This is a genomic window from Nocardia sp. X0981, from assembly GCF_977089955.1.
Window position 1 is genome coordinate 3130940 of the sequence record NZ_OZ372435.1, and the last position, 18698, is coordinate 3149637.

General features: G+C 67.0%; 22 protein-coding genes and 1 tRNA gene. 16 read left to right on the forward strand and 7 right to left on the reverse strand.

From position 1 onward, the window contains the following. Nucleotides 1-114 precede the first annotated feature (114 nt). Nucleotides 115-1650 carry an aldehyde dehydrogenase family protein gene (locus ACYR7D_RS13680; protein WP_459549887.1) on the forward strand — a complete coding sequence of 512 codons (1536 nt, stop codon included), beginning with the start codon at nucleotides 115-117 and terminating at the stop codon, nucleotides 1648-1650. 45 nt (nucleotides 1651-1695) lie between these two features. Here ACYR7D_RS13680 and ACYR7D_RS13685 read toward each other — a convergent pair whose 3' ends face one another. The 5 genes from ACYR7D_RS13685 to ACYR7D_RS13705 all read right to left on the reverse strand — a co-directional run bounded on the left by ACYR7D_RS13685 (nucleotide 1696) and on the right by ACYR7D_RS13705 (nucleotide 6390). After that, entirely contained in the window at nucleotides 1696-2376 is a 681-nt protein-coding gene (locus ACYR7D_RS13685) for a VTT domain-containing protein (RefSeq protein ID WP_459550149.1), read from the reverse strand. Nucleotides 2377-2499: 123 nt separating this feature from the next. After that, entirely contained in the window at nucleotides 2500-3003 is a 504-nt protein-coding gene (locus ACYR7D_RS13690) for a glycine-rich domain-containing protein (RefSeq protein ID WP_459549888.1), read from the reverse strand. A 938-nt stretch (nucleotides 3004-3941) separates the two neighbouring features. After that, on the reverse strand, nucleotides 3942-4388 hold the full coding sequence (locus tag ACYR7D_RS13695; protein WP_459549889.1) for a nitroreductase family deazaflavin-dependent oxidoreductase: 447 nt from the start codon (nucleotides 4386-4388) through the stop codon (nucleotides 3942-3944). A 218-nt stretch (nucleotides 4389-4606) separates the two neighbouring features. Next, nucleotides 4607-5074, reverse strand: coding sequence for a hypothetical protein (locus ACYR7D_RS13700; protein WP_459549890.1), 468 nt, complete (start codon nucleotides 5072-5074; stop codon nucleotides 4607-4609). Nucleotides 5075-5124: 50 nt separating this feature from the next. Then, on the reverse strand, nucleotides 5125-6390 hold the full coding sequence (locus ACYR7D_RS13705; protein WP_459549891.1) for an alpha/beta hydrolase: 1266 nt from the start codon (nucleotides 6388-6390) through the stop codon (nucleotides 5125-5127). Between the two features lie 517 nt (nucleotides 6391-6907). Here ACYR7D_RS13705 and ACYR7D_RS13710 point away from each other — a divergent pair. The 3 genes from ACYR7D_RS13710 (at nucleotide 6908) to ACYR7D_RS13720 (ending at nucleotide 8616) form a co-directional block, all read left to right on the forward strand. Beyond that, nucleotides 6908-6981 (forward strand) — tRNA-Ile (locus ACYR7D_RS13710). Nucleotides 6982-7078: 97 nt separating this feature from the next. Continuing rightward, entirely contained in the window at nucleotides 7079-8011 is a 933-nt protein-coding gene (locus tag ACYR7D_RS13715; RefSeq protein ID WP_459549892.1) for a tyrosine-type recombinase/integrase, read from the forward strand. 59 nt (nucleotides 8012-8070) lie between these two features. Further along, nucleotides 8071-8616: an HD domain-containing protein gene (locus ACYR7D_RS13720; RefSeq protein WP_459550150.1), complete on the forward strand. Its 546-nt coding sequence runs from the start codon at nucleotides 8071-8073 to the stop codon at nucleotides 8614-8616. On the opposite strand, the gene ACYR7D_RS13725 is transcribed toward ACYR7D_RS13720, so the two are convergent. Continuing rightward, nucleotides 8609-9079, reverse strand: coding sequence for an NUDIX hydrolase (locus ACYR7D_RS13725; protein ID WP_459549893.1), 471 nt, complete (start codon nucleotides 9077-9079; stop codon nucleotides 8609-8611). The genes ACYR7D_RS13720 and ACYR7D_RS13725 overlap by 8 nt on opposite strands. Beyond that, nucleotides 9076-9831: a hypothetical protein gene (locus ACYR7D_RS13730; RefSeq protein ID WP_459549894.1), complete on the reverse strand. Its 756-nt coding sequence runs from the start codon at nucleotides 9829-9831 to the stop codon at nucleotides 9076-9078. Before ACYR7D_RS13730 ends, ACYR7D_RS13725 begins: the two co-directional genes overlap by 4 nt. 144 nt (nucleotides 9832-9975) lie before the next feature. Between ACYR7D_RS13730 and ACYR7D_RS13735 the strand changes: the two genes are divergently transcribed. The 12 genes from ACYR7D_RS13735 (at nucleotide 9976) to ACYR7D_RS13790 (ending at nucleotide 18604) form a co-directional block, all read left to right on the forward strand. Further along, a complete protein-coding gene (locus ACYR7D_RS13735) occupies nucleotides 9976-10206 on the forward strand; it encodes a helix-turn-helix domain-containing protein (RefSeq protein WP_459549895.1) in 231 nt (76 codons plus the stop codon). Further along, nucleotides 10203-10478, forward strand: coding sequence for a hypothetical protein (locus ACYR7D_RS13740; protein ID WP_459549896.1), 276 nt, complete (start codon nucleotides 10203-10205; stop codon nucleotides 10476-10478). The genes ACYR7D_RS13735 and ACYR7D_RS13740 overlap by 4 nt, the downstream gene beginning before the upstream one ends. Next, complete coding sequence (locus tag ACYR7D_RS13745; protein WP_459549897.1) at nucleotides 10478-10627, forward strand: hypothetical protein; 150 nt, start codon at nucleotides 10478-10480, stop codon at nucleotides 10625-10627. Before ACYR7D_RS13740 ends, ACYR7D_RS13745 begins: the two co-directional genes overlap by 1 nt. Next, nucleotides 10624-10974: a hypothetical protein gene (locus ACYR7D_RS13750; RefSeq protein WP_459549898.1), complete on the forward strand. Its 351-nt coding sequence runs from the start codon at nucleotides 10624-10626 to the stop codon at nucleotides 10972-10974. Before ACYR7D_RS13745 ends, ACYR7D_RS13750 begins: the two co-directional genes overlap by 4 nt. Beyond that, on the forward strand, nucleotides 10971-11297 hold the full coding sequence (locus tag ACYR7D_RS13755; RefSeq protein WP_459549899.1) for a hypothetical protein: 327 nt from the start codon (nucleotides 10971-10973) through the stop codon (nucleotides 11295-11297). The genes ACYR7D_RS13750 and ACYR7D_RS13755 overlap by 4 nt, the downstream gene beginning before the upstream one ends. A 97-nt stretch (nucleotides 11298-11394) precedes the next feature. Beyond that, on the forward strand, nucleotides 11395-12432 hold the full coding sequence (locus tag ACYR7D_RS13760; protein ID WP_459549900.1) for a hypothetical protein: 1038 nt from the start codon (nucleotides 11395-11397) through the stop codon (nucleotides 12430-12432). Next, complete coding sequence (locus tag ACYR7D_RS13765; RefSeq protein ID WP_459549901.1) at nucleotides 12429-14414, forward strand: type IV secretory system conjugative DNA transfer family protein; 1986 nt, start codon at nucleotides 12429-12431, stop codon at nucleotides 14412-14414. Before ACYR7D_RS13760 ends, ACYR7D_RS13765 begins: the two co-directional genes overlap by 4 nt. Nucleotides 14415-14438: 24 nt before the next feature. Further along, nucleotides 14439-15038 (forward strand): hypothetical protein, encoded by a 600-nt coding sequence (locus ACYR7D_RS13770; protein WP_459549902.1) that lies wholly within the window; start codon nucleotides 14439-14441, stop codon nucleotides 15036-15038. Nucleotides 15039-15068: 30 nt separating this feature from the next. Beyond that, nucleotides 15069-16322 (forward strand): hypothetical protein, encoded by a 1254-nt coding sequence (locus tag ACYR7D_RS13775; RefSeq protein ID WP_459549903.1) that lies wholly within the window; start codon nucleotides 15069-15071, stop codon nucleotides 16320-16322. Between the two features lies 1 nt (nucleotide 16323). Beyond that, the gene (locus ACYR7D_RS13780; protein WP_459549904.1) at nucleotides 16324-16692 is read left to right on the forward strand and encodes a hypothetical protein; all 369 of its coding nucleotides are present in this window, start codon (nucleotides 16324-16326) and stop codon (nucleotides 16690-16692) included. Further along, nucleotides 16692-18158, forward strand: a complete 1467-nt coding sequence (locus ACYR7D_RS13785) for a DUF2493 domain-containing protein (RefSeq protein ID WP_459549905.1) — start codon at nucleotides 16692-16694, stop codon at nucleotides 18156-18158. Before ACYR7D_RS13780 ends, ACYR7D_RS13785 begins: the two co-directional genes overlap by 1 nt. A 41-nt stretch (nucleotides 18159-18199) precedes the next feature. After that, the gene (locus ACYR7D_RS13790) at nucleotides 18200-18604 is read left to right on the forward strand and encodes a hypothetical protein (protein ID WP_459549906.1); all 405 of its coding nucleotides are present in this window, start codon (nucleotides 18200-18202) and stop codon (nucleotides 18602-18604) included. The last annotated feature ends 94 nt before the right edge of the window (nucleotides 18605-18698 follow it).

The following is an 18698-nucleotide window of genomic DNA, read 5'->3' on the forward strand; positions in this document are numbered from 1 at the left end:
TCGTGGGAAGTCCGGAAGGGTTCGATCGATCCCCGGTGCGTGGCCTTCGAGGATGACGTAAGCTCCGAATTAAAGTAGAACCTGTTTCAATTCCTCGGGTGAGGAGAGATCACCATGGCCATCGTTGAACAGCTGGAGCCGACCGCCGACGGACGCCGGCGGCTCGAGCTGCGCAGCCCCGCTACCCGCGAACGCGTCGGCGAGATCGAGGTGAGCACGGCCGACGATGTGGCCGCGGCGCTGGCCACGGCCCGCGCCGCGCAACCCGGCTGGGCGGCGCGGCCGGTCGAGGAACGCGCCGCGATCATCCGTAACGCGGTCTCGGTGCTGCTCGCGCGGCGCGACGAGATCGTCGAGACGGTGATGCGGGAGACCGGTAAGCCGCGGGTCGAGGCGCTGGCTGTGGAGATGGTGCCGGCCTGCGATTTCCTGAACTACTGGAGCGGGCGGGCGCCCAAGGACCTGGCCGACGAGAAACGCCGCCTGCACGGCTATATGCTGCCGCTGAAGAAGCTGGTCATCAACTATCAGCCGCTGGGTGTGGTCGGGGTGATCACCCCGTGGAACGGCCCGTTCATTCTCTCCTTGAACCCGATCGCGCAGGCGCTGCTGGCCGGTAACTCGGTGGTCCTCAAACCGTCCGAGGTCACCCCGCATTCCGGCGAGTGGGCGGTCAAGGTGCTGCACGAGGCCGGGGTCCCCGAGGATGTGCTGCAGGTGGTACACGGCGACGGCGAGACCGGTGCGGCCCTGGTGAACGGCGATATCGACAAGATCTCGTTCACCGGTAGCGTGGCCACCGGCAAGAAGATCGCCGCGGCGTGCGCGAGCCGGCTCATCCCGTGCACCCTCGAACTGGGCGGCAAGGACGCGATGATCGTCTGCGCCGACGCCGACCTGGACCGTGCCTCGCTCGGTGCGGTGTACCTGTCGATGTTCAACACCGGGCAGGTCTGCGTGGGGGTCGAGCGGATCTACGTGGTGGACAGTATCGCCGACCGTTTCATCGAAGAGGTCCGCAAACGCGCCGCCGAGGTCACCTACGGCCCCTCCGGCAAGGATGTGGGTCCCCTGTTCTGGGACCGCCAGCTGGAGATCGTGGAGAAACATATCGAAGACGCCAGATCCAAGGGCGCCACCATCCTGCTCGGTGGTGAATCCGATACCACCGAGGGTGTGTTCTTCAAGCCGACGGTGGTGGTGGACGTCACCCACGAGATGGACCTCATGCAGCAGGAGACCTTCGGCCCGATCGTCGCCATCATGCGGGTGCGCGACGAGGAGGAGGCGGTGAGACTGGCGAACGACTGCCGGTACGGGCTCAGTGGCAGTGTGTTCACCAAGGACAAGGCCAAGGTCCTGCGTCTCGCCAAACAGCTGAAGACCGGGTCGGTGGTACAGAACGACGCCTCGGTGATCTACGGCGTGGCCGAGGCGCCTTTCGGGGGGCGTAAGGACAGCGGGCTGGGGCAGGTCAACGGGCGCGACGCGCTCCGCGGTTTCGCGCACGCGCAGCCTGTTCTGCTCGACCGGTGGGGCCTGAAGAAAGAGAACATCTGGTACCCCTACAGCGAGGCCACCGCCGCCACGCTGGAGAAGACCATCGCCACCCTCTTCGGGAACAGGCTCATCCGCCGCCTGGTGCGCTGAGCGGGGCCGGCCGCCGGGCCCGCCCCGGCGGCCGGTTACCCGGCGTCAGCGGGCCCGGTGGTCGACCGGTTCGTCCTCGCCGATCGCCGGGGTGCTTCCGCTCGTACGCCCGGCCCGGTACCGCTTGAGCACCTCCCAGGCGATCGGCAGCACCGAGACGGCCACGATGAGCAGGAAGATCAGGTCGATATTGTCGCGTACGACGGCGATCTGGCCCAGCAGGTAGCCCAGCATGGTGACCCCGGAGCCCCACAGCACGCCGCCGATCACGTTGTAGGTGATGAACACCGAGTACTTCATCTTGGCCGCCCCGGCGACCAGCGGGGCATAGGTGCGCACGATCGGCACGAACCGGGCCAGCACGATGGTGATGGGACCGTGCTTCTCGAAGAACGCGTGCGATTCGTCGATATAGGACTTCTTGAATATTTTGGCGTCGTCACTCTTGAACAGCGCCGTCCCGCCCCGCGCGCCGATGAAGTATCCGACCTGGTCGCCCGTTATCGCCGCGAGCGGGATGAGAACCAGCAGCAGCCAGATGGGGGCGAAGGGTTCGATCTCGGCCGATTTGGACGCCGCGATGAGCCCTGCCGTGAACAGCAGCGAATCGCCGGGCAGCAGGGGGAACAGCAGGCCCGATTCGATGAACACCACGATGAGCAGGCCCAGTAGCACCCAGGTGCCGAACGAATTGAGCAGATTCACCGGATCGAGGAAACCCGGCATCAGGGCGAGGTCGGTGGTGACCGCTGCGGCGGCTGAGTAACTCACCCCGCCGAAGATACCGCAGTACGGAATATCATTTGTTTCCGGATTGACCGTTTTGCGAAGAAATGGTGAGGCGGTCGATCAACGGGTACGCAGTGTCGCCTCGATGGAGGCTACCCGCTCCGCCGGAATGCCCCAGGGGCGGTCCAGCCCCAGCCGGGTATCCAGGTCCCAGAGCACGCAGGCCTCTCCGGGCCGGGCGGCCAGTGACCAGGCCACGACGGTCCGGCCCAGTTGGTTCGCCATATCACCGTGGTCCGTATCCGGCGATCCGGCGCCTTCCGGATGGTGGTGCAGGAATTGCCCGTAGGCCCGCTCGCAGAAATCCGCGTACCGCCGGGTGCACAGAATGAATCCGTGCCACGCCTCGTCCACGGCGCGCGAGGGCATCCCGATCGCCTGATCGTCGGCCAGCGCGGGGCCGCAGCAGCGCAACCACTGGCGCAGGCCGGTGGCGACCAGTTCCCGCGGTTCCCAGGGACAGGTCTTGTAGACGGCATCGGGAAGTTCGAGCTCGCGTACCGCCTGTGCCACGTCGGCGGGATCGATACCGCGGCGGCGGCGTGGGGAGGTGAAGGCGAACACCGCTCCATTATCCCGGCCGCTTTCGCGGAGGTGGAGGTAGCGCGAATCCCGGCCTCTACCAACTGGTTCGGGGTCAGGGAACTCAGCTGGGTGGTGGTGGGGCACGTTGCCCCGCCGGATCTTTTCCGGCCGCGATATCCGGGCGGAAAGCGATGTGCCGCAGGATGGTTCGCCGGTACCGTGGAGTAATGGACCTGGGAGCATTGTTCATCCTGATCGGTGTGGCTGTCGTCGTGGTAGTGATCGTCGTCATCAGCAGAGGGGGTTCGGGAGGGAGTGGGAGGGGTGGAGGGGGGTCCGGGGGTGGTGCCGGTGGTTCGGGGCTCTGGTCGGCCGGTGACGGTGGTTCGGGCGGCGGTTCGGGCTGTGGCGGCGGCGGTGGCGGGGGAGGCTGTGGCGGTGGGGGCGGCGGTGGTGGCGGCGGGGGCTGACGGCTTCGCCTCGGCCGGTTGCCCGGCGGGTGCTCCGGAACCCCCGAAATGGCTGTAACTTTTGGTTGCGTGTAATAGTGGGAATGGTTCCGGCGGCACATTTTCGGCAGCCGGATCGAGACCCTGCCGGGCTTTTCGAAAAGGATGGTGAGGCAAGGGTTTCCCGGTATGCCGGTTCATATCAATTTGATATATGTTGGAACCGTTCGGTTTCAGAATTTATTATCAGAACCCACATCGAACGGTAAATAGTCTGGATTATTGCGCTGTTGCGCGAAAAATGATCATCAACTTAGTGATTCGGCCTGCAATGCGCTAAACGGGCAAACGCACCATAGACCGATCTGGGGTGCGACCGCGGATGCTCCTCGTTACTGTGCGTGCCGTGGTTACCGCATTGGTAGTGCTCGCAATCCTGATTCTTGTTGCCGCCGTAGTCCATCTCGCCAGCCGTCCCCCGGAGGATCTCGCTCCGCGGAGAACTCGCGTGCGGGCCGGATCGGAGAGCTACTCCGACTGACCCGCCCCGCGCGGCGAAAGCACTACGACGGCAATCGGACGCGTCGTCTTCTTCTGGTACTCGCTGTACCGGCCCCGATTCACCGCGTCCACCAACTCCCAGCGGCGTGCGTATTCCGCATCGCCGGGCAGCGTCGCCCGGGCGGTCACCGGAAACGCGCGCCGCCCCACTTGGATCTCACACTCCGGTCGTGCCCGCACATTCGCCAGCCACCCCGGCGGCCGCGGCGATCCGCCGTTCGAGGCGGTCACCAGGTAATCCGCTCCATCCCTCGCATAGGTCAGCGCCGAGGTCCGCGGCAGACCGCTCCTACGGCCCACCGTCCGCAGCAGCAGGGTCGGATTCCCGAACAGCAACCGGTGCCCCACCAGCCCACCGCTCTTCTCGTACACCCACTGGTGCACCCGCAACGCCCGCACGAACAACCCGGCCACTCGCCCTCCTCCACTCGGCAGCAACCCCACCCTAGTGAGCCGCGACCCCGGACACCTTTCACTCGCCGCCTCCCCCGGCGGCCGAACACCGGCTCGGGCATTCCGTCCGCTGTTTCTCGCGCTCTCGTACGCCGTAGCTCTCACCCGTGGCGAGTCGCTCGTCGTCGCCGGACAGCGCGACGCCCACCCCGCTGGAGTCCGCCGGTGGCGGATTGGGCTCACGTTGCCGCGGAGGGGTGATCGATCCGGTCGGGAAAGGCTTCCTCTTCGGCCGGTGCCGACTCGAACGGGGGGGTCGAGCAGGAGAGACCGAGGTGCCCGGTCACACTCTGGGTGATCGTGAGAGCGTATCCGTCGGATGTCCGCGCGTAACCGTTGCGCGGCCGCGTAGGGCGATCGGTCGCCGATTCCGCGCCGAGCGCGCGCCAAGCCCGCAGCACCAGATCGAAGTACCGATCGGACTCCGCCGGGCCCACACCGACCATCCAGTACGAGATATCGAAGAACTCGGCGGAACTGTCCGGGTCGTCATCGTGGGGCAGCGTGACACCGTGGTGGAAACCGGCGGCCGGCAGATCCGGATGCCGTAGCGCCAGAGACGTACCGGTGGGCAACGCCCGCAGGGTCTCGGCGAAGTACCGGAGCAGTTGCGCGCGGGCGGCGGCCCGAGTTGTCGCCGATGGCATGGCTTCCTCGTTTCGTCGGTTCGAAGGGGCGGAAAAGCGACGGGCACTACTCAGCGGAGTAGCTCCCCGTACCCGGTCATGATCATTCCCAGGCTCCGGTACGCGCTGTTGCCGGAGCCGAAGTAATTGGTGGCGAGGTGATCCGCCGGATTCCAGCCCAGCTGCCTCTCGCTGGGCGTGGAATCGGTGTGGAACACGGTAGCGCCGAACGCGGGATCGGTCGGGGCGGGACCGTGCGTCGCGGGCATCAGCTGGATGGAGTCGTGCTGTGCCATCGTCGCGAACACGCGCTCACCGCTGAGGGCCGGTTCGGCACCGGCCAGCCGCAGATCACCGACATGGGTGGCACCCGTCCCCCAACTGCCGACGAAGACGAGAGCGTCCGTATCCAAGGCGTTCCCGTGCCCGGCCGAATGGCCACCGAGAACCCCGCCGTAGGAGTGCGCGATGGTGGTGTTGTGCGAAGGCGTGCCCTCATGCGTGGCCCGCAGCCCTTCGTGGAAACTACGCACCGCCGGCGCTCCCTCCTCGGCCGGTGTCGATCGCAAGGTCGCGACCAGCGAGTTCGGGTTGTCGTAGGCGCCCCACAGCACCACCGATGTCTCTGCCGTCGGATCGACCGCGAGCGCCGCCTGACGCAACTGCTTCAGGGACTGCTCGGCGTAGCCCACCCCGCTGCGCCGCCGCAACGCACCCACCAACGCGACGGTGACATTGTCCGCGGTATCGGGGTTACCGAGCGCGTACACGTACCGCAGTTCGTCGTCGATATACGACAAGAAGTGCGGCGGCAGCCCTTCTTCGGTCGAATCGAGGAAGCGCTGTATATCGTCGATCCGGTCGAGGTGATCCTGATTGCCTTCCCGCTCGGCCCGCTCCCGCAATATCCCGAGCGTCCGCCGGTTGTACCGGTCCCGGTCGGCCTGCGGTATACCGTCTCGATTCCCCAGGAACGGATCGGCGCGATACCGGTCCTCCCTTTCGGCCGCGGACAACCCCGACCACTGCTCGTGAACACTTCTGGGGTCCGTGGGCAGCCCGATATCCGGCCTCGGTGACAGCAAGACACCCACCTCCGCGTCCAACGGCCAGCGGAACCACCGCGCTCCGGTCCGATCGCTTTCCACCAGGTTGTCGCGGACGATCCGCAAACGATCGGCGGTGCCCCGGTAGATCTTCTCGCTGATCGATGTCGCGAGATCGTTGGCGGTGGCTTCCAGCCGATGGGCCAGATGAGCCTTGAGAATCCCTCGATGAAACGGCAGCGAGTAGAAATCCGAAGGGTCCGCGTCTGGGTCCGGAATGCTTACGGGCATATCCGCGGCAGACGGTCCGGATGTCCCGACGAGCTCTTCGCGCTACGAGGGCACACGCCCCGAACGACCCCTTCCGATCCATCCCGCATAACTTGAAGTTACAAATATGAAACACTTCTGCGCCGCTTTCTGTGTGCAGGGCGACATATCCCTTTCAACTTGTGCTGCAACACTTTCGGAAGCAAGAAATACCTCCGAAGGCTGATGGACCGGCCACCGGAACATGGACCGGACCCGCTTGCAGACAGCGAAGCCCCTGCTCCGGGAGTCGACCGGCGGGTGTACGGCACCGATACTTTCGGTGTAGGGGCAACCGGTGGCGGGGCCGGAACAAGAGCGGCGAAGCCCCGGCCGCTGGGGTAGGCGAGAGGAACGACACACGGGGGAATTCTTCGTATGGCGACAACCCCGCCCCCATGAGCCGGGGCCGCCCGGACCCGGCGCGCAGCCCCCGGGCCGATTGGCCCCCACTGCGCCGACCGGGTAGCATCCGACACCTGCGAGCTGGTCGCGACGAGGGGCGGTAGCTCAGTCGGTTAGAGCCGTGGACTCATAATCCATTGGTCGCGGGTTCGAGCCCCGCCCGCCCCACAAACACTCTCCTACCAGGGAAAACCTGGAACTCGACAGCCGAAGTTGTCCAGAACAGCGCTCCGTCAGCAATGTATTTTGCCGGTAGAATCCGGTCATGGGGATGGATCTGGACGACATACGCGAACTGGCGGAGGACTTCGCGACCGAGCTGCGGCGGAAGAACCGGAGCAAGCAGACGATCGACGGTTACCTGACGCGGATCAAGTACTTTGCCGCCTTCCTTCGGGCGAATGGCCTGCCGACCGAGGCTCCGGACATCACTCGTGAGCACATCGGCGCCTACATCGAGGATCTGCTCACGCGGCCGAATCAGCGCACTGGCGCGCCGCTCTCTCCCGAATACGCCCGCGGGCAGTACCGATCCCTACAACAGTTCTTCAAGTACCTCACCGCCGAGGAGATCATCGAGAGCAATCCGTTCGACAAGATGAGTCCGCCGGCGGTACCGGAACAGAAGGTGCCCGTCCCGAGTATGGACGCGGTGAAAGCGCTACTGGCCGAATGTGGTGGCGCCGAGTTCGCCGACCGCCGCGACAACGCCATCATCCGGCTGTTCGCTGATACGGGAATGCGCTGCGGCGAGCTCGCCCCGCTGGAGGTCGACGCGCTGGACTTCAACGAGAACACCGTGCTGGTGATCGGCAAGGGTGCGCGGCCGCGGACCTGCCCCTTCGGTGACAAGACGCGCACGGCGCTGCGGAGATATCTTCGGGTGCGGGCCAAACATCCCGGTGCGAAGAACGACAACCCCGCCCTGTGGCTCGGGTACCGAGGGACGATGACCGACTCCGGTATCCGGCAAATGCTCGAACGGCGCTGTGATGCCGCGGGGGTAGAGCGGCTTCACCCTCACCAGCTGCGCCACTTCTTCGCGCATACGTGGCTCGACAGCGGCGGCCAGGAGCAGGATCTGATGATGCTCGCCGGCTGGCGGTCGCGGCAGATGCTCGCGCGGTACGGCGCTGCGGTGGCCGACAGCAGGGCGAAATCGGCGCACCGTCGCGCACGTCTCGGCGACCAGCTGTGATCAGGCCTGTGTGGGGCCTGAACGGTCCGAACAGCGTGGCGGCTGGCTACCGTGTGTTCATGACCTCGGAAGAAGGCCGGAGCTGGGCTGAACGACTCGCACGTGAGTACCTGGCCCCTCTCCCGCGGCGGGTGGCGCACGTGGAGGGCGTCGCTCGGCGGGCGGTAGAGGCGGCCCCGGCCGTGGCCGATCCGGAACTACTGGTCACCGCGGCGTGGCTGCACGATATCGGTTACGCGCCGGCGCTCGCTACTACAGGTTTCCATCCGGTTGACGGCGCACGCTTTCTGCGGCAGCTCGGCGCCGACGATCGCCTCTGCGGTCTGGTGGCCAATCACTCATGTGCGTGTGTCGAGGCGCGCAGGCGCGGGGTTTCGATCGAATGGGCCGACGAGGACTCTGCTGAGCGTGATGCGCTCTGGTGGGCGGATATGACCACAACGCCGACAGGAGGCCTCACGGAAGTGGCAGCCCGGATCGCCGAGGTTCGGGCCCGGTACGGCTCGGATCATGTTGTTTCGCTCTCCGTGGCTGAGGCGGCACCTCATCTGCTCGCAGCAGCGGAGCGCACCGAAGAGCGGATCAGAAGAACCGCGGTTACGTGAAGTAGGGCTCGTCGGCCGGGTCGAGCGCACGCCGAATCCGTAGCCGGATCGATGGATGGATGTTCAATTCGGGCAACTTCTCCGGGGCTATCCAGGCGACTTCCTTGGACTCGCTGCTCGTGCGCACCTCACCGCCGACGGGCTCTGCGCGGAAGCAGATCGAGAACTCCTGACGGACTTCGCCATTGTCGAAGGCGATCACATGGTCCGGGTTCGAGAAAACTCCGACCAGGCTCCTTACCCGGACGGTGATGCCCGTTTCCTCGAGCACCTCACGCTCGACGGCCTGGGCCACCGTCTCGCCGGCTTCGAGGCCACCACCGGGGATCGCGTACAGATCGTTGTCGGTTCGCCGAATCATCAGGACGCGGCCCTGGTCGTCCTGAACCAGCGCGCTCACGGCGACCTTGATGGAGTTCGCGGCCGGCGCCGCCGGGTCGTGGAAGTAGTCGGTCCGGCTCATCGGAACTCCTCGAAATTCGCGGGTTCGCTCTCGCTCCATACCTGCTCGAAGCTGGTCATATACGTTTCGAACAAGTCACCGGCCGGGAGCCGGCGGAGGTGCATTGCCGGTGCATGCGCACCAGGCTGCCCGTAGACGTGCATATTGACGATCATCTCGTCGTCGAACCGGAAAATGGAGTTGTAGAGCGTCGTTCCGTGGAATCGGATTTCGACGTTTTCGACCTGGGCGAGCGGTTGTATCAAGGCCAGCGCGTTCTGGATGCGGGCCGGTACGGTCGCCGGTGCCAAGCGTTCTTCCGCGCTGCGCTTCGTGGCTTCGGGCTCGCGTGGATCGCCGAACAGCATTCGTACCTGCAGGCCTTCCTGTGTTCTCTGCCGAATGGTCTTCGTGAAGAGTGGATCCTCGGCCATGAACAACCCGGCCAGCACGAGGATGTCCAGCTGCTCGGCGGTAGCCGACAGAAGGCGGGACCACAGATCATTTGGGATCGAGTTGCGGTGCGGATAGACCTTGATGACCTCGGATTGGCTTATTTCACCGCGCCGTTCAGGGGCCACGGCGTCGGGCCATAGATAGTTTTCGGTCTCCCGGACCAACGACGCAAGCGTGTGGCGGTGCCGCGGATAGGGGGTGCGCCCCTTCGTGATCCACCGCTCGACGGTCTTTTCCTCGACGCCCACTGTCGCGGCGACATGCGGAATGTCCAGGCCATTGCGGAGAAGGGCGTCGCGGAGACGGTCGTTCGGCATTGTTACTCCCAAGGGACGAGTAGGGACGTCTTCAGTGTACAGAAGACGTCCCTACTCGTCCATGTATGCGGTGCTACGGGCGCCAAATTTCCCGAAAAGTGAGGAATTGCAACGGATTTCCTACTTTTAAGGGAGTGAGTGCGCATGTCACACAAGGACTACAGCAGCGCCCACGGGAGCGACGCTCGTCGCCTCATCAGCCTCAAAACCGCCGCGACACTCGTCGATGTCGACGCGAAGACGATCCGCAACTGGATCGCCGCCGGCCACCTGCGCGGGTTCCGGATCAATGGCCACCTGCTCCGGGTGAATCACGCGGAGCTCCTCGCCCTCGTCCAGCCGGTCGTGGTCGATGCTTCCGGGGATATCGCATGAGTACGCCAGTCGAACGGACTCTCCAGGCGCGTATCGCGGCCCATGAGTCCTGGGCCCGGACTTCCGACCGGACAGCGCGAACCGCCAAAGCGCGCGCTGCCCTCGAGTCGAAGTTCGATCGAATCGTTGACCCAGACGGCCTGCTCAGTCCGGAAGAGCGGGCGTATCGCGCGGATCAGGCCCGGAAGGCGCATTACACCCGGCTCGCGCTCAAGTCGGCTCAGTCCCGCCGCCGGCGGCGCGAGAAGAGCCGCAAGGGCGGTGACTTCTGATGCGCATCAGAACGTTTGTCATGTCGGTTGCCGCCATCTCGATCGGTTTCCTGATTCTCACCGCCCCGGAGATTCTCGCGTTCTCGGTGATGCTGCTGGGCGCGATCGCGCTGTGGCGGATGCGTCCCCGATCGGGGGTGCGGCGGTGAACGGGCAGTACGGCGGCCGGGATCCACAGGGGTACGCGCCGACGCACTACGAGCGCGTGCGAGGTCACCACGCCTTCCAGAGCATGGCTGGCCCGGAGTTCACCGGAACCGGTGCGGTGTTCGCACCGATCCGGGCGTTGCCGGTCGGTGGTCAGTTGATGGCGTGGGCCGTGCTGATCCTGGTCGGGATGGGCGGGTGCACCGCGGCGTGGATCGACCAACAGGACTACGTGCCGTCACCGAACATCTGCCGGGCCCACGAGACGACCCGTACTGATTGCGTGCAGGTCGATCGGCCAGCGCAGCAGGTACCGGCCGAAGGCGGAGCGCAAGGGGTGGCGCGATGACCGCCGAACCGGGCAGTGACGAGTGGTCGCGGGCGGTGGCTGCGGCTCGGGCTGAGCAGCAGCGGATAACGGTGGTCGACGGCGTGCTGTCGGACATGTTCATCGCCGCGTTGGGCTCTCAGCTTCGCAAGAACTTCCGGGATTGCTCGGCTGAAGTGGCCAAACTGGACCACTTCCATGCGGTCACAGAGTCGGTGCAGCCGGAGCTGGACCTGGCCGATGACCGCGTAAACGGCCTGCTGATGGGCCCAGAGTACGTCGAGCAGCGACGTCAGCGCAGGGCAGAGATCCGCGCCCGTGGTCGGGTCGAGCGGTCGCGATGAGCAGGCACGAAGTCATCGACCAAACCCGTCAGGCCCTGGCCGCCCGCCGCACTGCGTGGGCCCGGCCGGTCGAGCGCGGGGGAAGGGAACGAACACGATGAACCACAACCAGGAAATCACCGGCGTCGACCGCGAGTTGTCGCAGCGTGCGGAGATTGCCGCCGAGATGCGAGCGGTGGGCAAGTCCTACCGCGAGATCGCCCGCCAGCTGGGGGTTTCGGCCCGCAAAGTCGAGGCCGCTTTGGGGGAGATCGCTGCGCTGCGAGCCGGCGGCCATTCGCAGAGCGAGATCGGTCGGATTGTCGGATTGCCGCGGACCACGGTTCGGGATTTATTGCGATCGAAATCGTCCGGGCAGTTGACTGCGCGGAAAACGGCCGCGGTGGCAGGGCTGGCGGATATGCACGGCATGCAAATCGATGTGCTGGCGCAGTTTCTCGGTATGAGCCTGAACCACACTTATGTGCTGGTAGCGGAGTTGCAGCAGGCGAAGTTGGTGCATCCGCTCACGCAGGTGCAGCCGGGCGCGAAGTGGGTGTACCCGACGCGGGACACCGCCGCCCAGTATCTGGGGTGGAAGCCGCGGGAGTGGACCCCGCCGCTGATGTACGCCAACCACTACCGGGCGGTGGCGCAGGCCCGGATCATGCTTGTCGGCCCAGACCCGGATCGATGGGTATCGGAGCGAGTGCTGCGCCGACGTGCCGAGCAGGTGGCAGGCCGCGGCCCGGTGCTGCTGTCGTCGGGGCTGGCTCCCGCAGCCGGACGGCCGCATGTGCACGATGCACGGTTCGCGCGTCGCCGCCGGCGCGGTGAATTCGAATGGTGGGCGCTGGAAGTCGAGCTGACCCGCAAAACCGTCGCTGCGATGGATACCGCGCTGCAGGGCGCGATCCGTGCCCTGCGGGACTCACAGGCTGAGCCCGAACCGTGTGTCGGACTGCTGTATCTGTGCCGGTCCGCCTCGGTCATGGACGGTGTCAACGCCGCCGCCGAGCGGCTTCCGGCTGAGTTGTCCGCGCTCGATTTCGAGTTTTCGGTTCTGGACTTCGACGACCGCTGGGGCGAGTTCCTTGCCGATCAGAAAGCCACACGAGCCCGTAAAGGGCTGCACGTCACCAAGGAAGCGTCATGAGTAACCCCGACTGCCAGCCGATCATCACTCCAGACGACTGCCAGCCCTACGGCGCCGAAGCGGTCCTCAGCCCGGCCCCGGCTGCACCGCTGGGTGATCCGATGCCGGAGACCAGCCCGGTAACCCCGCCAATCGAGCACCTCGACGGTATCGAGCTACCGGACTTGTCGGCGATTACCGACGCCGCCAGCCGGTCCGCGGTGATCGCGGCGGTGGTGATCGCGGTACTGATCATGACCGTGGCGGTGGCCGCGCATCGGCCATTGGAGCCGCACCGGTTGCGGAACTTCGCCACCGCCGCGCTGTTGCTGCCGCTGTCCTCGGTGGCTGCGGGCGGCTCGTGGGCGACCCCGTGGGTGCTGTTGTGGTCCGGCGCCGACCAGCTCGCGGCTGCGGACTTCACCGGTATCACGCCGATGCTGCTGATCGCGCTGCCCGCCGGCATGCTGGCTGCTACCTGGTGGTGGGCGGAGTTCCTGCACAAAAACGCCAGCGTCGGCCAGAAGAGCCTGGCGCGCACCGAGCGGATCGCCGCGGCGATGCAGAAGCGCCGCGACCGGGCTGCCGCCCGTACCGCCGCGCACGGCGCCCCGTACACCGCCGGGAACAACGTGGTGTTGGGTGTGCTGGCCGAACACGTGAGCGCCGCGCCGCTCGGGGTGTGGCGGTCGCTGTCGGCGCGGCATATGCAGTGGCTGACGGTGCCGTTGGCCGAGATCGGCCGCCACCTCGCCGTGGTCGGCACCACCGGATCCGGCAAAACCACGCTGTTGGAGCGGCATTTCGTCGCAATTCAGGAAGCGTCGTGGACGGCGTGGCAGCGGTGGCGGGATGTGCCGGGGATGAAGGGCAAGCACCCGCGGCCGTTGATGGTGCTGATCGCGTGCAAGGGCGGGGAGGACGACCGCAAGCTCGGGGAGAAGATCCGCCGGATTTCGCTCAAGCGCGGCATCCGCCCGGACCGGATCGCGATGGTCGTCCCCGGCGGGGACCGCCTCGACATCTGGGATATGCCCGCCCGCGATCTGCGCGGGGTGTTGTCGGAGCTGATGGTATCGGGCCAGGCCAGCAGCAGCGAGGGCCAGCACTTCGACGAGATGCGTAAACGCATCGTCTCCCTGGTCGTCGACGCCCCGATCGGGCCGCCGCGGAGTTCTGATGAGTTCCTGGCCCGCCTCAACGAACAGGCGTTGATCGATGCATGGCAGGCCGCACCGGATGTGGTGCGTCAGGTCAAGGCGCTGCAGGAGGAGAAGGTTCCGCAGCTCGATGACGCACTGATCAAAATGAGCAACCTGTTCGGTCAGCTCAAGGACCACGACGGCAACGGGGTGTTCGACGGCGGCCGGGATCTGAACGACCTGGATGTGCTGTACGTGACGGTGCCCGGAATGGACAAGGACGCCGCCCGCGCCCAGGTCGCCGCCATTTTGCGGATGGTGATGCAGCGCGCCGGCCGCACCAGAGCTGACGAACGCCGCGCGGTGTATCTGCTGCTCGACGAGGCCAGCGCGGTCGCGACCGAACAGGGCTCGATCGGGCTGGTCGAGATCGCCGAACGCGGCCGCTCACAGGGGGTGTCGATCACCTTCTCCGCCCAGTCGAAAGAGGGCCTGGCCGCGGATCCGTGGACTTTGTCGCGGCTGCTGTCCTCCTGCGCCGGTGGGTTGCTGCTCGGCTACTCGGAGAACGCCGGGGACCTGTGCAAACACCTCGGCTCGATCCGGCGGATGCTGCCCAGCCGTCATCTGATCAAGGGCCAGCGCCACGGCGACGAGGGCCAAACCTCCTACGGGGAGAAGTGGCTGGTCGACCCGGACCGGATCCGGCAGATGGGCACCGGTGACGTCGTGTACGGCAAGGCCGGCCACGCCTGGTACGGCCGCGTCGTCCCCGTCGACGTCGACGCCCTCAAGCCGCTGCCCGGCACCACTCGCACCGAGCCCGCCTCTGTCACCGGTGCGGCGCCGTCTCCCGCCTGAACCCCTTGGAAGGACCTGTTTGCCATGCGTAAGAGCAATTTCGACCACGACGACGACCACGAACCCGACCGCGAGCCGGGTGGGGACCTCGATCAGCTCATGGAGATCCTGTCCGACGAGCTCGAGGACTTCCTCGCCGCCGAGGCAGCCGCCGCCGATCCCGCCGGCAGCGACGCCCGTGCCGATCAGCCGCCGGCGCCGGTGGCCCCGTTTGTCCGGCTGGTGAAGACCACAAAACGAGAGCCTGCGGTGCCGGTCGAGGACGAGCACCTGGCCCCGGTGCACCGACCTGCCCCCGAGGCGGTGGCCGGCCCGGGTGGGCGGGTGCCGCGGTGGGTGCGGGTGACGATGCCCGGCTCCGCGGTTGTGGTCACCCTTACCGCCACCATCGCCGCCGGTCAGCCCGGGGTGGTCGCGGTCCCGGTCGCCGCCTATGGGGCGGGGTGGACGGCCTACCTGTGGTGGAACGCCGCCTACCGGCCCCCGGCACGCGAGGTCGCGGCCGCGATTGTCTCCGCGATCACCCGCGGCGCTGGCGCGAGCGTCCACGGCGCTCGCTCGCTCGTGGGCCGCGCCGACTCCGCGCGTGCCCGGCACGAAACCACCCGCACCAATCCGGCCTGACCAGGCCACAACCCGGAAGGAGAAACCGATATGTCCGATCGCTCTGTGGAGGACGAAATCATGGACGAGGCCCGTCGCTTCGGGCACTCGATGGCGCAGATGATGCGTATGCACGCCCAAGCCTCCGGCTGGTGGGAGCAGCGCAAGATCCGCCGCCAGATCAGCCTGGAGATGCGGCGCCACCGTCGCGCCGAGCAGGCCGAGCGCGCGCACCAGTTGTCGTGGACCTCGCAGATGGTCCACCGCTACCAGATCGCCGCCCAGGCCCGGTACGAGCGGGCCACCGACCCGCAGACCACCCGTGAGCAGGTGCGCCGCGACGACGCCGCCGCCGACCGGCACATCGAGTATGTGCGCCGCCGGGTCATCAGCAACTCACGGCTGACCGAGGTCGAACGCGGGATTGCGCTGGACTGCCTGGAAACCGCCCGCATGTGGCCCTACACGCAGGCGAAAACCCCAGAGATGCTGGCCCGCGCCCCGAAGGTCCGCGGCCTCGATGCCTTGCGCTACCGGGCTCGGCTCGCACGAGAAACCGAATGGGTGCAGCGCCGCGACCTGGAACGCGAACACCGACACGACATCCTGCAGCCGAGCAGGGAACAGACCGAGCCGAACGCACGGCCCCGGCAGGTGATGGCCGCGCGCACCGGCTGGGAGCCCGACGCCGTGCCGGTGCTGGTCGACAACGGCCGCCTGATCGAGCCCGAATCCCGGCAGCCGGAACAGCAGCGGCCGGGCGCCGGCGTGGTCGATGCGGCGGAATTGGACGAGATCAAGCAGCGGATCCGGGACCTGGCCGACGCGCAGGAAGAGCGAGACCGCAAGATCGCGGTGCTACAGCGCAGCGTGGACGCGGTCACCGCCGACCGGAACCGGTTGCGGGCAGCGCTCGATGATGCCGAGGCCCGAATCCAGCGGTTGCAGAACCTCAACCGTGGCCTGTCCAGTGAGCGGAACAGGCTCCGCAGTGAACGCGATCAGGCGGTGCAGAAGCTGGTGCAGCGCACCCCGGCAGCCGAGCGGCTGGGGAGCCCTGAGCGTCGGGCCGCGCAAGAAAGCCGGCCAAGCGCGGACGAAGAAAGACTTCGTGCCGACCGCCGCGAGACGCCTGCCAGCGAGCCCGACACCGGGGATATCGCGGCGGATCTGGCGAGGCTGCGGCAGCAGCAGCGCGACCGCGGCGGGGAGAACACCCAGGCCATGGCCCGCGAACAGTTGCCCACCCCACCGGAGACCAACGGTCACCGTCCGGGCCGCAACGGCATCGAGCGGAGCCGGTGACATGCAGCGTGAGCACGAAGAAGCCATGCGCGGCGACTTCCAGGATTTGATCGAAGCGTACCGACAGCAGGCGCAGCCCGAGACGGCCGAGTCCGAACAAGACGGGCTCGCCCGGATCGGTTCCACCATCGACCGGCGGTGGCGGTCCGGTCCGTATGCCGAGCAGTGGGGATTCCTGCGCGCCGCTTACAACGAGTGCCGCCAACGGCCTGACACTGTGCGTCGCCGGTTGGACAGCATCGCCCACAGCCGAGCCCAGGGCCGCGATGGCGGTGTTACCGATATCGAGTTACGCAGCTTGGAGCAGGCGTTCGGACGGTCCCATATCGAGCGCGTCCGTACCCGGCTGCGCCTGGACAGGGAGCGCTGATGTTGCCCGAGTACAGGATCCTGGTCACCGGGTCGCGGTCATGGACCGACAGCACCACCATCCGCGAGGCACTGGCCGCCTACAAGGGCATGAAGGCGGTTCTGGTGCACGGGGATTCCCGCGGCGCCGACCGCATCGCCGCCAGTATCTGGCAGTCCTGGGGCGGCGAAGTCGAAACACATCGCGCGGACTGGGACCGGCACGGCAAGAAGGCCGGCCCGCTACGCAACCAGCAGATGGTCGCGGCCGGTGCCGATATCTGCCTGGCGTTCAACCAGGCCGAATCCGCCGGCACCGCCCACACCATGCGGCTGGCGCGTGAGGCCGGTATCCAGGTGTGCGAATACACCGCACCCGGGATCGAACGCCCCTACACCCCACCCGCGGCGCCGCAGCGCCAGCAGCGTCCGGCCGGGGCGTCGTATCAGGCGATCGTCGAGGCCCTGGAACGCCGCGTCGGACCGGGCAAGGGATATAGGTCTCCGGAAGCGTGGACCCGGTTCCTGTGTCCAGTGCATGAGGGCGACGGCGGGCATCACAACCCTTCCCTTGGGGTCCGCTACGACCCCGGGCAGCACAAGACCATCGTCCGCTGCTTCGCCGCGAACGGCTGCGATGACCGCGAGGTGATGGAACGTATCGGCCTGCAGGTGCGGGATCTGTGGGACAACCTGCCCGAACGTGACCCCAACCAGCCCCGCCGCAACACCCTCGCGGCCGCCCAGCGCCCGGTCCGCCCGGTCGAGTTGCCCGCGGTAGAGCGGGCGATCCGGGCGGCTGGGTTCGAAATCGCCGCGCCGAAGCCGAATCTCGGGGCGCCGACCGGGCCGAAGGAGAACGTCGAGGCGTACCTGTACAAGTGGCCGGACGGCAGGACCGAGGGCGCGGTGCTGCGGCGGGAAACCCCGCACGAACACGGCCGGGCCAAAGAGTTCACCCAACGCCGCTGGACCGGCCGCGAATGGATCAACACCGGATTCGAACCCATCCCCTACCGGCTCCCGGAACTGCTCGACGGGATCAAACGCGGCCGCGAAATCTATATCTGCGAGGGCGAAAAGGACGTCCACCGCGCCGAACGCGCCGGCCTGGTCGCGACCTGCAACGCGATGGGCGCTGGGTCCTGGAAACCCGAACACGCCCGCTGGCTGCAGGGCGCGGCGCGAGTGTTCGTGGTCGCCGACCAGGACCGGCCCGGCTACCGGCATGCCGCCAAGGTCGCCGACACCCTGGGCGGTCTGGTTGGGGAAGTGCGGGTGGTACAGGCCCGCGACGGCAAAGACCTCTCCGACCACTTCGACGCCGGCCACGGAATCGACGACCTCGAACCCGTCCCGTACCTGGACCGGCCCGGCACTCAGCGCGAACAACCACCACCCAACCCGGAGCGCTTGAGCGCCCGGCAGCGGGCGGCCATGCCTCCCGATGGCTGGAAGCGGATCCAGCGCCCGGCCCGCTCCCGCTGAACACCCAGATATCGACCACAACCAGGAAGGACCCGCCTCTCATGACCAACAGCAGCCTCAGCACCCGATTCCGTAACGCCGCCCGACCCGCCAGCGCCTTCGGCAAGAACACCCCGGTAGGCGCCACCGTGTCCGGTCGGATCACCGCCGCCGAGGACCAACCGAAACTCAAATTCGGCGGCGCCCCGGGCGAGGTCGAGACCGATCAGGACGGCAACCCGCTCACCCAGCTGGTGATCACCCTCGATACCGCGTACGGGGCGAAGAACCTGTATGTGTCCTGGCGCATGGAACAGGCCATCGGCGCCGCCCTGGCCGAGGCCGGCGACGCCGACTTCGAACTCGGCGCGACCCTGTCGGTCACCTTCACCGGCCCCGACCCGCAGTTCCCGAAAGCGCGGCTGTTCACCGCCACCTACACCCCAGCCCGCCCCGGGGCGAAGTAGCCGGATGCGTCGCGGGGGCGCACGCCCGTCAATGGTGCGCCCCCGCTGCGGACCTTGCTCCCACCCCGTCGACCACACCCACCGACACCTGAAC